Origin of the sequence: Lentzea pudingi, assembly GCF_014646255.1 — a bacterium.
In the GTDB taxonomy this organism is placed as follows: Bacteria; Actinomycetota; Actinomycetes; order Mycobacteriales; family Pseudonocardiaceae; genus Lentzea; species Lentzea pudingi.
Genome location: NZ_BMNC01000022.1, coordinates 29601 through 43492 on the forward strand (window position 1 = coordinate 29601; position 13892 = coordinate 43492).

A 13892-nucleotide genomic window follows, 5' to 3' on the forward strand; every position below is an offset into this window, starting at 1 on the left:
CGGCGGGACGTCAGTCCATCAGCGGAGCAAGCCGAGCACCAATGGTTTTCGCGTGGACAACCCGTCTGCGCATGCACTCGGCGATAGTCCGGGCGGTATTGGTGAAAGAGCGTCAATTGTGGATGTGGCGCGGCATCAATCGGCAGCGTGATCAATTGATGAATGATGATGCAAAGTTTGTGGTCAAGCGCGGGAGCTTCGCGCCACCTTCCTCCTATTTTGTGGGGTGTCCAAATTATTGCCGAAGCGATGCTGACGCCTGTAGGCTCCGTAGCACCAGGTCAAGCGTGGTGGTCGCGGCACCCCAAAATTTGTCGCGAAAGCTGCAGAGGTTCGAATCCTCTACCCGCCACGCAGGACTGATGGGCCTCTGACCGGACAGGTCAGAGGCCCATCGTCGTATCGTCGTTCGGACCGAGGGGGATCTCAGTGCGTACGCAGATGGCAACAGAGGCCGGCAGGACGACGGCGCCGAGTGAGGACCGGGCGCTCGTCGGACCGAACCTGCTCGCCGTGCTCGACGGTGTGACGGCCAAGCCCGAGACCGGGTGCGAGCACGGGGTCGGGTGGTTCGCCGACCAGTTGTCCGCGGAGATTTTGCGGGCTGCGCACCTCGAGCCTGGTGAGGCGCTCAAGGAGGCCGTCGAGAAGGCTGCTGGGCTGCACTCCGGCAGTTGCGATCTCGATCATCCCGACTCGCCCAGCGTGGCCATCGCGGTGGTGCAGGTCAAGGGCGACGTGTTGCGGTACCTGGTGCTCGGGGACGCGACGGTGGTTGTCGACACCAAGCAGGAGTTGCTGGTTGTCAGCGACACGCAGACGAAGCGCACGGCTGGTGCGAAGGCGTCTGATGTCGAGCATGCGCTCCAGGGCGAGGTTGCGCTTCAGGACGTGCGGCGCGTTGCGGTCCTGTCCGATGGTGCGGCGCGGGCTGTTGACCTGTTCAATCTCTTCGATTGGCGGCAGGCGCTCGAGCTGATGGCGGCGAACGGGCCGGACGACCTCATCCGCAGAATGCGCGCGGTCGAAAAGGAAGACGCGAAGGCCGTTGAATGGCCGCGCGAGAAGATTTCTGACGACGCGACTGTCGTTTACCTCGACCGCTGACGGCTGGCCCGGAAGTGGGACAGCAACCCGAGTGGCTGGCTTGGGTCGCCGCGATGCCGCCTTCGCCGGCGGAGATGTCGGGGAACTGGCCACATCAGGGAAGCCCGCGAAAGCGGTCACGGGGGTGCCGCGGAACGCCTGCTGCTCAATGCCTGGGCGCGGGTTCGACGCCTCGGCGGCGTGCGATCGCCTTCATGTTGTCCTCGCCCCAGTCGCCCAACGGTGACAGGGCGTCGTTCAGCCGGACTCCCAGTGGTGTCAACGAGTACTCGACGCGTGGTGGTACCTCGTGGAACACCTCGCGGTGCACGATCTCGTCGGCTTCCATCTCGCGCAGCACCTGGATCAGCATCTTCTCGCTGATGCCGGACACGGACCTGCGCAGTTCGCCCGTGCGCACCGGGCCGTGGTGGAGCGCCCAGAGGATCAGTGCTTTCCAGCGGCCGCCGATCACGTCGATCGCCGCGTCGAGGCCGCACGCGTACTGCCGTGGCTTCATCCAGGATCCTTACCGAAAAGTGGGTACCTGACAAAATAGTAGGTACTTGTCGGCGAGGCAGTGGCAGAACGAGCATTCACGGCATGGGGATCAAGAAGACCGTGAGTGTGCTCGGCCTCGGCCGGATGGGCACTGCGCTCGCGAACGCCCTCGTCGAAGAGGGCTACGAAGTGACCGTGTGGAACCGCACGCCCAAAACGCTGCCCGGCACCACACGGGCGAACACGCCGGAAGAAGCGTTCAAGAGCGACGTCGTCGTCACCTGCCTGTCGACGTACGAAGCACAACAACCGTTGCTCACCAACGACATCAAGGTGCTCGTCAACCTCACGTCCGGCACGCCGGAGCAGGCCCGCGCGACGGCGGAGTGGGCGAAGGCCAACGGCGTCGAGTACGTCGACGGGGTGATCATGGCTGTGCCGCAGCAGATCGGCACGCCGCAGGCGAAGATCCTGTTCAGCGGCAACGAGAACCACCACGTCCTGGACGCGTTCGGCGAGCCCGTGCACGTGGGGGAGGACGCGGGACTGGCCGCGCTCTACGACCTGGCCCTGCTCGGCATCATGTGGTCGGCCTTCGGCGGCTACCTGCAGGCGGTCGCGTTGATGGGCAGCGAGGGCATCACGCCGCAGCAGTTCACGCCGATGGCCGTGGGCTTCCTGAACGAGATGGGCGCTCTCCTGCCCGAGATGGGCGAAGAGACGCAGACCAAGGACTACGAGACCGACGTGTCCGCGCTGGACATCAACGTGTCGGGGCTCCACCTGCTCGCCGAGGCCAGCGAACAACAAGGCCTCGACGCCACCATCCCGCAGGCCCTGCACAGCCTGTTCGAACGCGCCCAGCGCAACGGTCACGGCGCGCACAGCATCGCCAGCGTCATCGAGGAGATCCGGAAGTGAAGTACCTGGGGAAGAAGGCCGTCGTCACGGGCGGCACGCACGGCATGGGGCGCGCGACGGTCGACAAGCTGATCGCACAGGGCGCCGAGGTGCTGCTCACGGGGCGCAGCACGGAGAAGGCCGCGGGCATCAAGGCGCACGCCATCGCGTCGGACGCGTCGAACCTCCAAGACATCGAACGGCTCGCAACCGAGGTGCGGGAACGGCTTCACGAGATCGACCTGCTGTTCATCAACGTCGGGTACGCCACGCTGGTCGAGATCCCGGACGTCACGCAGGACGACTACGACCGCACGTTCGCCGTGAACACCAAGGGTGCGTTCTTCACCGCCCAGGTGCTGGCTCCGCTCGTCAAGGAGGGCGGCTCGATCGTCTTCACGACGTCCATCGCGCAGACGGGTGGCGCTGTCGGCATGAGCGTCTACTCGGGGGCGAAGGCGGCGGTGCGGTCGTTCGGCAGGTCGTTCGCGGCGGAGCTGGCACCGCGGAACATCAGGGTCAACGTCGTGAGCCCCGGTTTCATCGACACACCGTCGATGGGCGTCACGGGCGTGCCGGCGGAGTCCCTCCAGCAGTTCAAGGAGGAGGGCGACCGCATCACGCCGTTGAAACGCCACGGCACCGCGGACGAGGTCGCGGACGCCGTGCTGTTCCTGGCGTTCGACGCGACCTTCACGACCGGTGCGGACCTGTCCGTCGACGGCGGACTCGGCCAGGGGATCAGCGCCTGAGAAAAAATCTTCGGACAACCTGTCACACCTTCGCCGTCCGCCGGGTCGACCGGACAGAAGACGACGAAGGAGAACGAAGATGAGGATCGCCAACCCGATCGTGTCCGTGCCCGGCGCCATGAAGGCTCTGCTGGACCTGTCCGAGGCAGCGGGGAGGACGGGGATCGACGGGGACTACGTGGAGCTGATCTGCCTGCGCGTCAGCATCATGAACGGCTGCGGCACGTGCATCGACTACCACACCAAGCTGCTGCGCAAGGCGAACGTGGCGGACGAGAAGATCTTCGCCGTCGCCGGCTGGCGGGACGTCCCGTACTACAGCGACGCCGAGAAGGCCGGGTTCGCTCTCGCCGAGCAGATCACGCGCGTGCACGTCACTGACGACGTGTGGGCAGAGGCGGCGAAGCACTACACCGAGGAGCAGCTCGCCGGGCTCGTCATCGCCATCGGCGCGATCAACCTGTGGAACCGCATGAACGTTGCCACGGGCCAGAAGGTGGCCTGAAGAAGATGAAGCCGGCGCGCAAGAGCTTCCTCTCTCTTGCGTGCCGGCTTCAGCGCGAAGCCTACCCCATGTCGAACAAATGTTCGATCATTGGTCGATCAACACGCCGGTCAACTCGCGGCGAGCGCGGCGCGGCCGTCCTCGGTCAGTTCCGCGCAGACGCGGAGGCCGAAGCTCGTCGGCCGGGCGGGACGCAGCAGTCCGGCGTGGACGAGGTCGTGCGTCGCCATCCGGTCGCAGCAGGGCAGTCCGTCGACGTACAGGTCGGGCTCCGTGCCGCCGGTCACCTCGGCACGCCCTGCGGCGACAGCCCGCAGCATCGCCCTCGCTCTTCCGCTGAGTTCCATCTCGACCCCCCAGGTGTGGTGCTGAATCCGATACCCCTTTGTCGAAATAGAGGCTGGATTCGTTCCACAAGTACGGGTTCGTTTGGGTTCTTCGCTTGTGTGAACGGGTAGATCATGTCTCACTAGGCCGTTCGGGTCGTGCCGACACGCCGGAGTACGAGCGCAACGCGGGGCGGCGGACCCACAGCGTCCAGCGCGGCCGATAGCCCTGCGAGTACCAGAACGGCGTCGAGCGCGGGTTCGGCAAGGCGTGGTGGAGCAGCGTCGATGCCACCCCTGCGCCGTCGAGGACCGAGTGCGCGTGCGCGGCGAGAGCGGTGCCCGCACCCGTGCCGCGCACATCCGGCCGCACGCCGAGATGGCCGAGGTACGCGAACGGTCGCGCCGACGCGTACTTCTCCATCCACCCCGCGTCCTGCGGCATGTCGACGTAGATCATGCCGACGGGCGTGTCGCCGCTCAGGGCCAGCCACATCGCCTCGTGGTCGCGGTCGAGCACCTCGGCCAACGCCGTGCGCAGGTGCTCGACGGTGTTCGCGCGCTCGGTCACCAGGCCGAACTGGGCGTCGTACCGGACCGTGTGCAGGTTCAGCTCGACGGCGACGTCCAGGTCGGCACGAGTGGCGGCACGGACGTCCACATCGGACGGCCGGTGCGCGGGTGCCCGGCCGGCCAGGCGTTCCGCGACCACGGTGAGGGGCGCGAAGCCCCGCTCGATCAACGTCCGCGCGTCGCCGGTCTCCTGGCTGGGCAGTTGCACGATCGCCGCGGTGTCCGGGTCGTCCAGGCCGGTGAGGTGGCCGTGCCACTCCTCGAGCAACGCCGGCAGGTCCCAGCCGGGCTGCCAGGTCAGGCCGTGCGTGCGCAGGGGTCCCCAGGTCGGCAGCAGGGAGTCCGGATCGTTCTCGCGGTAGGAGAAAGGTTCGGTCACGCCCCATCTGAGCACGCGGGGTCGGTGGTGTGGAGATCTTGGTCGTGGATTCGTCCATCAGCAGGCTGGGTGGAGAGCAGGCGTTCACCACGCGTAGTGGTGTGCTCACATGCGCAAATGACGATGGGTGGGTCCGGATGGACTTCCCCGCGGGCACGCCAGAGTTGACTGACCCGCCAATCGGTCTAGCGGAGGCGCTGCCACATGCGACGATCAAGTCGGTGCCACGCGGGCGCCTCGACTTCCTGATCGAGTTGGAGAGTGCCGCGGAAGTCCGTTGACTGCGACCCGACGTCCAAGGACTGGCACAAATCTCGTCACGCAGAGTAGTCGAAACGGCGATCGACGACGGCGATGCGGACGTCGTCAGCCGCTGCTCCCACCCGGCCGCCGGCATCTCGGAGACCCCGTCACCGGTTCGGCCCACCGCACCCTTGCGTCCTGTTGGGTGCTTCGGCTCCAGCGCGCTGACCTGCTGGCGGAGCGGGCGTCACCGCGCGGGGGATTCGTCAGGGCGACCCTCGACCAAGATCGTGTGCTGCTCTCGGGGCAGGCCGTGAGGGTGCTTCGGGGACACCTCAACGTCTAATCACGTCTGGGTGAATCGACGTCACCAAACGTGCTCGACCTGCCATTTCGTCCCCCGAGCGGGGTACATTGGTGCCCCTGGAGGGGTCCTGATCGCCAAGTGCGGGACCCCTCAGTCACGCCTAGAGGTCCCCCCACCCCAGGCCGGCGAGGAGGCTGGATGTCCGACCGAGCGTCGGCCCCCGTGTCGGACTCGGCCGCCTGGTCGGCCAAGTCGACCAACCGCGCGTTCAGCGCGTTCGCCGTCACCCTCCTGGTGGCAGGCGTCGTCTGCGCGGGCATGGTCGCGGCCTGGCTCCCGGAGAAGGAGACCACCTCCCTCTTCTGGATCGGCCCCCTCCTCGTCGTCGGTTTCCTGCTGGCGGAACAGCTCGCGATCAACGTCGACGTCCGCAGCGGCGTCGCGTGGACGATCTCCTTCACCGAGATCCCGCTGGTCCTGGGCCTGCTCGTCGCCCCGTTCGAGATCGTGCTGGCCGCGCACGTGGTCGCCGGCGTGGGCACGTTGCTCGGCAGGCGGATCCTCGACAGGGCCGTCTACAACGCGGGCCTCATGTTCATGGAGATCTCCGTGGCGTTCGCCGCCGCCGAGGCCGTGAACCGGATGATCGGCGCGGGCGGTCCGTTCTGGGCGGGCGCGTTCGTCGGCACCATCACCGTGCCGCTCCTCGCGAGCGTGCTGGGCCTCTGCGCGTTGCGCCTCATGGGCAAGTCGATGCGCGTGGGCAACAGCGTCCGTCTTGTGCTGCAGACGCTGGTCGTAGCCCTGCTGAACACCTCGGCCGGCCTCGTCGGCTACCAGATCGTCGCCACCACCCCGTGGGGCGCCGCCCTGATCCTCCTGGTCCTCGCGGGCATCGTGGCCACCTACTTCGCCTACTCCGGGCTGCTGCGCGAACAACGCGACCTGGAGGCGTTGAGCGAGGTCAGCCTCCGCGTCGCGAGGTCGGGCCAGCACGGCACCGGCCCTCGCCAACCCGACGACGACCTCACGGCGGGCGTCGAAGAGGACGAGTGGCAGCTCATCGCGGAACGCATCCGCGAGCAGCTCAACGCGAACAGGGTCGTGCTGCGCCTGCGCACCGACCCGCAGGAAGCCATGATCACCCTCGTCGCCGGCGAACCGCTGCCCGACGAGATGACCGCGACGGACCCCCGTGCCGTGCGCGAGGACCCCGTGCTCCAGCTGCCCGGCACGCACGTCCGCTACTACCGCGTGGCCGACGCGACCGAGGACGTCACCGAGGCCCTGCTGCGCCGCGACGCGCAGGAAGCGCTCGTCGTCCCGTTGCGCGGCGCGACCCAGCTCCTCGGTGCAGTCGAGGCGCACGACCGGCTGTCTCGCTGGCGCGGGTTCGGCAAGGCCGACATCCAGCTGCTCAGGACCTTGGCCTCGCACCTCGCGACCGCGGTCGACAACCGCCGCCTGCTGGCTCGCCTGAGGCACGACGCCTACCACGACCCGCTGACCGGGCTGCTGAACCGCGCGGGCCTGCGCGAGGCGTGCGCGGAGTCGTTGCGGGAATCCCAGAGGGGAGTGGTGCTGCGCATCGACCTCGACATCCTGTCGACGGTCTCCGACGCGCTGGGCCAGGCCTGGGGAAACCGGATGGTCGTCGCCGCCGGACGCCGGCTGCGTGACGCACTCGGTGCCGACGTGCCGCTCGCACGCCTGGAGGGTGGCGCGTTCGCCGCGTATCTCGACGACGAGCGTGCCGAGGCCGCCCGCGAGACCGCGGAACGGTTGCGAGCCGGGCTTTCCGTGCCGTACCCCGTCGACCGGCTGACCGTCGAGGCCTCCGCGGTCGTCGGTTACGCCTCCAAGGCGGACTCCGAGACCGAGGACCCGGACCCCGACGTGTTGCTGCAGCGGGCGGACGTCGCCGTGCGCGCCACGTCCGAGGGCACGCCGGTGAAGGCCTACGCGCCGTCGATGGGCCACCTGTTCCTGCGCCGCTTCCAGCTCGTGACGCAGTTCCGCCAGGCCGTCGAGACCGGGCAGATCTCGGTGCACTACCAGCCGAAGGTCGCCCTGCCGTCACGTCAGGTCGTGGGCGCGGAAGCGTTGGTGCGCTGGACCCACCCGGAGTTCGGCCGCGTCGACCCGGACGAGTTCGTGCCGGCCGTCGAGGCCACCGGTCTCGTGGACGTGCTGACGGACTTCGTGATGGACCGGGCCCTGGAACGCGTCCGCCGCTGGCTCGACCGCGGGCTGCGGATGTCCATCGCGGTCAACCTGTCGGTGCGGACACTCGGCGACGAGGACTTCCCGAACCGCGTCGAGGCCGCGCTGCACCGCCACGACGTGCCGTCGGGTCTGCTCACCTTCGAGCTCACCGAGTCGGGCGTCATGGCCGATCCCGAACGCGCTCTGCCGGTGCTCAGGCGCCTGCACGCGATCGGCGTCGTGCTGGCGGTCGACGACTTCGGCACCGGCTACTCGTCGCTCGCGTACCTGCGCCAGCTGCCGGTGGACGAGGTGAAGATCGACAAGTCGTTCGTGCTCGGGATGGGCACGGACCTCGGCGACATGGCCGTGGTCCGGTCGATCGTGGAGCTCGGGCACTCGCTCGGTCTCGTCGTTGTCGCGGAAGGCGTGGAGGACGACGCCGCTCGCGACCAGCTCGTCGGGATGGGCTGCGACGTGGCCCAGGGCTACCTGATCTCCCGGCCGCTCTCCGAAGATCGCTTCGAGGCGTGGCTGCGGGCACGAACCGTGCAGGTCAGGGGTGCTCGCGATGAGACGGTGCTCACGCTGGTGCACTAGAGGCACCCCCGGATTTCGTTCTTGGTTGAGGCGTGTTGTAGAGTTGTCCTCGCTCGGCAAGAACGAAAGAGCAAGCCCCTTTAGCTCAGTCGGCAGAGCGTCTCCATGGTAAGGAGAAGGTCTACGGTTCGATTCCGTAAAGGGGCTCCACTACTCGGCCGCAGTGCAGTGCGCTGCGGCTTGAGTTGTGTAAAGCGGTGTAGCTCAGTTGGTAGAGCAAGCGGCTCATAATCGCTGTGTCGCCGGTTCAAGTCCGGCCACCGCTACGTGAGTGGGTGGGGTGTGCTGGCGGAAAGCGCCAGCCGTCCTCACTCCGCCATGATTTTGGGGGCCAAGCCCCCACACCCCCGGGCAGCTGTTGCCCATCCCCGCCGGGCGGTAAGCCCGCACCGGCCGCCTCTTTCGAGGTCGGGGTACGTGTGCTCTCAGGAAGGCAAGGACCGTGGCTGCAACCGACGTACGCCCGAAGATCACCCTCGCGTGCGAGGAGTGCAAGCACCGGAACTACATCACCAGGAAGAACCGTCGCAACGACCCGGACCGCCTGGAGATCAAGAAGTTCTGCCCGAACTGCAAGACGCACCGCGCGCACAAGGAAACCCGCTGAGCGCGTAGCAGCTTTCGACCGAGGCCCGTCCCACACGTGGGGCGGGCCTCGTCGCATATAGGCTCCTCAAGTGCCTCTCGACCCCGCTTTCATCGGACGTAGTTATCCGCCGTCGCAGCCCTACGACGTGAGCCGCGAGAAGATCCGCGAGTTCGCCGAGGCCATCGGCGCGACCAGCCCGGCCTACCGCGACGCCGAAGCCGCGAAGGCGTTGGGGCACAGGGACGTCATCGCGCCGCCGACGTTCGCGATCGTCGTGTCGATGAAGACCAACGAGACGGTCATGTTCGACCCGGAGATCGAGCTCGACTACAGCCGCGTCGTGCACGGCGACCAGAACTTCACCCACCACCGCCCCATCACCGCGGGCGACCAGCTCGTGTGCGTGGCGCACATCGACTCCATCACGTCCCGCATGGGCAACGACATGGTGGTCGTGCGGACCGAGATCAGCACGGTCGGCGGCGAGCCCGTCACCACCGCCAAGTCCATGCTCGTCGTGAGGGGAGAAGACGCGTGACCGCAGCAGTCAGCACCGAGGTCGGGACCGAGCTGCCGGCGCTGTCCGTGCGCCTCAAGCGCGACGACCTGGTCCGCTACGCGGGGGCCTCGCTGGACTTCAACCCCATCCACTGGAACGAGAAGACGGCCAAGGAGGTCGGCCTCCCGGACGTGATCGCGCACGGCATGCTGACCATGGCCGTGGCCTCGCGGATCGTCGCGGAGTGGATCGGCGACCCCGGCGCCATCGTCGAGTACGGCTGCCGGTTCGGGCGGCCCGTCGTGGTGCCCAACGACGACGAGGGCGCGCTGGTCGAGGTCACCGCGAAGGTCACCAAGGACTTCGAAGATGGAACTGTGAAGGTCAACATCAACGCGGCTTTTGACGGCAAGTCGGTGTTGACGGGTGCCTTCGCCCGCGTCCGCGTGAGCTGATCTTGTGATCAAGAACACCACCGGGCACCGCGGTCCGGTGGTGTTTGCGGTGCTCACGCGAGATTCGGGCCAGGTCCGTGCCTCGGTTGCACGACCCTGATTCGTGTTCTCGGCCTGCGTGTGGGTAGGCTGTGCGACAGGCCGCTCGGCAAGTGCTTGAGCGGTCTGGTTGGAATGGACGGGGCAGGCTCCCGTACACTTCCTGCTTGGCCAGGGGATCTCTCATGGGATCTCAAAGGGGTGTAGCTCAACTGGCAGAGCAGCGGTCTCCAAAACCGCAGGTTGCAGGTTCAAGTCCTGTCGCCCCTGCTGTCGAAGCGCGTCATGGGTGGAGTGGAGGCACGGCATGAGCGAGGGCCGCGAGCAGGACCAGCCGGAGGAGCGCGAAGGCGCTGTCCGGCCGTCCACTGCTGCGGCGCGACGTGAACGTCGTGCCTCCTCTCGCCCGGCCGCCCGCAAGGACGGCAGCAGCGCTGAGTCGAAGAAGAGCGTCGCCAAGTCCGACGAGTCGGACGAGGACGCGAAGAAGAGTCGCCCGACCAAGTCCCGTGACGGGCAGGAGAAGCGGCCTTCGCTGATCGGGCGGGGTTTCCGCTACATCCGCGAGGTCGTCAGCGAACTCCGCAAGGTGATCTGGCCGACGCGCAAGCAGTTGGTCACCTACACCGGCGTCGTGCTGGTGTTCGTGGTCTTCATGGTGGCGCTGGTGTGGGCTCTCGACCTCGGCTTCGGCGCGGCTGTTTTCGAGTTGTTCGGCTGAGCCGGACAGCTGCCGCTGCAACCAGGAAGCGAGATCCACAGTGAGCTCCGACAACGGCGTTGACGCCCAGGAGAAGACCGACCTCATCGACGACGAGGTGTCCGAGGACACCGCGACGGACGAGACGGTCGAGTCGGAGGCTGTGGACTCCGAGGCCGACGCCGACGTCGCGGACGAGACCGATGAGGAGTCCGAAGAGGACTCCGACGTTCTCGCGATCGACGAGACGCCGATCGACGAAGAGCCCGAGGACCCCGCCGAGGAGCTGCGCCAGGCCCTGCGCCGCGCGCCCGGCGACTGGTACGTCGTGCACTCGTACGCCGGTTACGAGAACAAGGTCAAGGCGAACCTCGAGACTCGTATTCACACGCTCGACATGGAGGACTACATCTTCCAGGTCGAGGTGCCGACCGAAGAGGTCACCGAGATCAAGAACGGCCAGCGCAAGCTGGTGCAGCGCAAGGTGCTGCCCGGCTACATCCTGGTCCGCATGGAGCTCACCGACGCGTCCTGGAGCGCCGTCCGCAACACGCCGGGCGTCACCGGATTCGTCGGAGCCACCTCGAAGCCCTCGCCCCTCACGATCGACGAGGTGCTGAAGTTCCTGCTCCCGCAGCAAGAGCAGAAGCCGGCCGAGGGCAAGAAGACCGCTTCCACCACCGTGTCGAAGCCGACGATCGAGGTCGACTTCGAGGTCGGCGAGTCGGTCACCGTCATGGACGGCCCGTTCGCGACGTTGCCCGCCACGATCAGCGAGGTCAACGCGGACGGCCAGAAGCTGAAGGTCCTGGTGTCGATCTTCGGCCGGGAGACGCCGGTCGAGCTGTCGTTCAGCCAGGTCTCCAAGATCTGAGCGGTTTCCCGCGAGGGAGACCGATCGGCCACGCGGCGGCTGGCAGAGCCACGCGCGGACACCGCAATAACAGGAAGTACGGACAATGCCTCCCAAGAAGAAGAAGCTGTCAGCGATCATCAAGCTGCAGATCAAGGCTGGTGCCGCCAACCCGGCGCCGCCCGTTGGTCCCGCGCTGGGTCAGCACGGCGTCAACATCATGGAGTTCTGCAAGGCCTACAACGCCGCGACCGAGTCGCAGCGCGGTCAGGTCGTGCCGGTTGAGATCTCCGTGTACGAAGACCGCTCGTTCGACTTCAAGCTGAAGACCCCGCCGGCCGCGCGACTCATCCTCGCCGCCGCTGGTGTCGACAAGGGCAGCGGCGAGCCGCACCGCGTCAAGGTCGCCAAGGTGACCATGGAGCAGGTCCGCAGCATCGCTCAGGTCAAGATGGTCGACCTGAACGCGAACGACATCGACCAGGCCGCGAAGATCATCGCCGGCACCGCCCGTTCCATGGGCATCACGGTCGAAGGCTGACCACACCCTCTTTTTAGCAAGCGTGGGAGAGCCGAGCGCGGCTCATTCACCACGACCTGATCCACGAAGGACAGTGTTATGAAGCGCAGCAAGGCCTACAAGGCCGCCGCAGAGCTGGTTGACCGGGAGCGGCTGTACTCGCCGCTCGAGGCTGCCAAGCTCGCCAAGGAAACGTCGAAGGTCAAGCTGGACGCCACCGTCGAGGTCGCGATCTGCCTGGGTGTCGACCCCCGCAAGGCCGACCAGATGGTCCGCGGCACCGTGAATCTGCCGCACGGTACGGGCAAGACCGCCCGCGTGATCGTCTTCGCAGTCGGCGACAAGGCCGCTGAGGCCGAGGCCGCCGGTGCGGACGCCGTTGGCTCCGAGGACCTGATCGAGCGCATCCAGGGTGGCTGGCTCGACTTCGACGCCGCGATCGCGACCCCCGACCAGATGGCGAAGGTCGGTCGCATCGCTCGCATCCTGGGCCCGCGTGGCCTGATGCCGAACCCGAAGACCGGCACCGTGACCCCCGAGGTCGCCAAGGCCGTCAACGAGATCAAGGGCGGAAAGATCAACTTCCGCGTTGACAAGCAGGCCAACCTGCACTTCGTCATCGGCAAGGTCTCGTTCGACTCCGAGAAGCTGGTCGAGAACTACGGCGCCGCGCTGGACGAGATCCTCCGCGCGAAGCCGTCCGCGGCCAAGGGCCGGTACGTCAAGAAGGTCACCGTCTCCACGACGATGGGCCCTGGCATCCCGGTCGACCCGAACCGCACCCGCAACCTGCTGGTGGACGAGGCCTGAGCCTCCCCCGGCTAGTCGCAAGCTGAGAAAGGCCCCCGGTTCGCCGGGGGCCTTTCTGCTGTTCAGGACCGGTCTCTGCGGTAGTCGGTGGGGGACTTGCCGACCTGCTTCAGGAAGTGGTGGCGGAGGTTGTTGGCCGTGCCGATGCCGCTCAGCGCCGCGATCTTCTCCATCGGCAGGTCGGTGGACTCCAGCAGCACCTGCGCCCTGGTGATGCGTTCGGTGAGCAGCCACTGCAACGGTGTCGTGCCGGTGGTGGCGTGGAGCCGGCGGTAGAACGTTCGCGGGCTCATCGCGGCCTTGCGGGCCAGGTCCTCGATCGTCAGCGGCTCGTCCAGGCGGGCACGGGCCCAGTCGAGCACCGAGGCCAGGCCCTGCTCGTCGCTCGCGGGGACCGACAGGTCGACGTACTGCCCGAGGTGCCCCGGCCGGTGTCCCGGCACCACCATCCGGCGGGCGAGCTGGTTCGCGACGTGAGCGCCCAGGTCGCGGCGCACCAGGTGCAGGCAGACGTCGAGACCCGCGGACATGCCCGCGCTGGTCAGCACGTCACCCTCGTCGACGTAGAGCTGTGAGTCGTCGACCTGGACCTTCGGGTAGCGCTCGGCCAGCAGGGCGGTGTGCATCCAGTGCGCGGTGGCTCGCTTGCCGTCCAGCAGGCCGGCTTCGGCGAGTGCGTACGCGCCGACGCACGCCGACACGATTCGTGCGCCGTTGTCGTGGGCGTCGCGTAGGGCCGTGACGAGCTCTGGTGGAACGGGCGCGTTGTCCTCGATGACCTCGTCTGGCACCCACGACACGATGACGGTGTCCGCGCGCACGATGTCATCGAGCTTGTGGGTGCTGTGCAGGGTGAAGCCCGGGGTGGTGTCGTGCGTGCGGTTTCCGGTGCTGCACAACCACAACTCGTACCAGGGGTCTGCGAGGTCCGGCTGCGGGGTGCCGAAGACTGCCGCCGGGATGCCCAGTTCGTAGAGGTCCGCGACCCCGAAGTCACCGGGGACGACCAGGGCGACGGATCCAGCGCTCATGCGAGCCAGCCTATGGCAG

Annotated in this window: 16 protein-coding genes and 3 tRNA genes; 15 read left to right on the plus strand and 4 right to left on the minus strand. The window is 67.3% G+C overall.

From position 1 onward, the window contains the following. Nucleotides 1-429 precede the first annotated feature (429 nt). Entirely contained in the window at nt 430-1107 is a 678-nt protein-coding gene (locus IEY88_RS39880) for a protein phosphatase 2C domain-containing protein (protein WP_189160118.1), read from the plus strand. A gap of 145 nt (nt 1108-1252) precedes the next feature. On the opposite strand, the gene IEY88_RS39885 is transcribed toward IEY88_RS39880, so the two are convergent. Further along, nucleotides 1253-1606 (minus strand): winged helix-turn-helix transcriptional regulator, encoded by a 354-nt coding sequence (locus tag IEY88_RS39885; protein ID WP_189160119.1) that lies wholly within the window; start codon nt 1604-1606, stop codon nt 1253-1255. Between the two features lie 83 nt (nt 1607-1689). Between IEY88_RS39885 and IEY88_RS39890 the strand changes: the two genes are divergently transcribed. From IEY88_RS39890 to IEY88_RS39900, 3 genes are all read left to right on the plus strand, one after another. Next, nucleotides 1690-2508 carry an NAD(P)-dependent oxidoreductase gene (locus IEY88_RS39890; RefSeq protein WP_229694200.1) on the plus strand — a complete coding sequence of 273 codons (819 nt, stop codon included), beginning with the start codon at nt 1690-1692 and terminating at the stop codon, nt 2506-2508. Then, the gene (locus tag IEY88_RS39895) at nt 2505-3239 is read left to right on the plus strand and encodes an SDR family NAD(P)-dependent oxidoreductase (RefSeq protein ID WP_189160120.1); all 735 of its coding nucleotides are present in this window, start codon (nt 2505-2507) and stop codon (nt 3237-3239) included. Before IEY88_RS39890 ends, IEY88_RS39895 begins: the two co-directional genes overlap by 4 nt. Before the next feature lie 79 nt (nt 3240-3318). Continuing rightward, a complete protein-coding gene (locus tag IEY88_RS39900) occupies nt 3319-3744 on the plus strand; it encodes a carboxymuconolactone decarboxylase family protein (RefSeq protein WP_189160121.1) in 426 nt (141 codons plus the stop codon). A gap of 110 nt (nt 3745-3854) precedes the next feature. On the opposite strand, the gene IEY88_RS39905 is transcribed toward IEY88_RS39900, so the two are convergent. Further along, nucleotides 3855-4064: a hypothetical protein gene (locus tag IEY88_RS39905; protein ID WP_229694201.1), complete on the minus strand. Its 210-nt coding sequence runs from the start codon at nt 4062-4064 to the stop codon at nt 3855-3857. A gap of 139 nt (nt 4065-4203) precedes the next feature. Then, on the minus strand, nt 4204-5022 hold the full coding sequence (locus tag IEY88_RS39910; RefSeq protein WP_189160123.1) for a GNAT family N-acetyltransferase: 819 nt from the start codon (nt 5020-5022) through the stop codon (nt 4204-4206). A 748-nt stretch (nt 5023-5770) separates the two neighbouring features. Between IEY88_RS39910 and IEY88_RS39920 the strand changes: the two genes are divergently transcribed. The 11 genes from IEY88_RS39920 (at nt 5771) to rplA (ending at nt 12842) form a co-directional block, all read left to right on the plus strand. Continuing rightward, nucleotides 5771-8377, plus strand: a complete 2607-nt coding sequence (locus IEY88_RS39920) for a putative bifunctional diguanylate cyclase/phosphodiesterase (protein ID WP_189160125.1) — start codon at nt 5771-5773, stop codon at nt 8375-8377. Between the two features lie 74 nt (nt 8378-8451). Continuing rightward, a tRNA-Thr gene (locus IEY88_RS39925) sits at nt 8452-8527 on the plus strand. Nucleotides 8528-8570: 43 nt separating this feature from the next. Next, nucleotides 8571-8643 (plus strand) — tRNA-Met (locus IEY88_RS39930). Between the two features lie 176 nt (nt 8644-8819). Then, complete coding sequence (gene rpmG, locus IEY88_RS39935; RefSeq protein ID WP_015105301.1) at nt 8820-8984, plus strand: 50S ribosomal protein L33; 165 nt, start codon at nt 8820-8822, stop codon at nt 8982-8984. 70 nt (nt 8985-9054) lie between these two features. Continuing rightward, on the plus strand, nt 9055-9504 hold the full coding sequence (locus IEY88_RS39940; RefSeq protein ID WP_189160126.1) for a MaoC family dehydratase N-terminal domain-containing protein: 450 nt from the start codon (nt 9055-9057) through the stop codon (nt 9502-9504). Next, nucleotides 9501-9920 (plus strand): MaoC/PaaZ C-terminal domain-containing protein, encoded by a 420-nt coding sequence (locus tag IEY88_RS39945; protein WP_189160127.1) that lies wholly within the window; start codon nt 9501-9503, stop codon nt 9918-9920. Before IEY88_RS39940 ends, IEY88_RS39945 begins: the two co-directional genes overlap by 4 nt. Before the next feature lie 236 nt (nt 9921-10156). Next, nucleotides 10157-10229, plus strand: a tRNA-Trp gene (locus IEY88_RS39950). Nucleotides 10230-10266: 37 nt separating this feature from the next. Further along, a complete protein-coding gene (gene secE, locus IEY88_RS39955; protein ID WP_189160128.1) occupies nt 10267-10680 on the plus strand; it encodes a preprotein translocase subunit SecE in 414 nt (137 codons plus the stop codon). Nucleotides 10681-10720: 40 nt separating this feature from the next. Next, on the plus strand, nt 10721-11533 hold the full coding sequence (gene nusG / locus IEY88_RS39960; RefSeq protein WP_189160129.1) for a transcription termination/antitermination protein NusG: 813 nt from the start codon (nt 10721-10723) through the stop codon (nt 11531-11533). A gap of 85 nt (nt 11534-11618) precedes the next feature. After that, nucleotides 11619-12053 (plus strand): 50S ribosomal protein L11, encoded by a 435-nt coding sequence (gene rplK / locus IEY88_RS39965; protein ID WP_030478269.1) that lies wholly within the window; start codon nt 11619-11621, stop codon nt 12051-12053. Nucleotides 12054-12131: 78 nt separating this feature from the next. Next, entirely contained in the window at nt 12132-12842 is a 711-nt protein-coding gene (rplA, locus tag IEY88_RS39970) for a 50S ribosomal protein L1 (protein WP_189160130.1), read from the plus strand. Nucleotides 12843-12904: 62 nt separating this feature from the next. On the opposite strand, the gene IEY88_RS39975 is transcribed toward rplA, so the two are convergent. Then, nucleotides 12905-13873: a GlxA family transcriptional regulator gene (locus IEY88_RS39975; protein WP_189160131.1), complete on the minus strand. Its 969-nt coding sequence runs from the start codon at nt 13871-13873 to the stop codon at nt 12905-12907. Between the last annotated feature and the right edge of the window lie 19 nt (nt 13874-13892).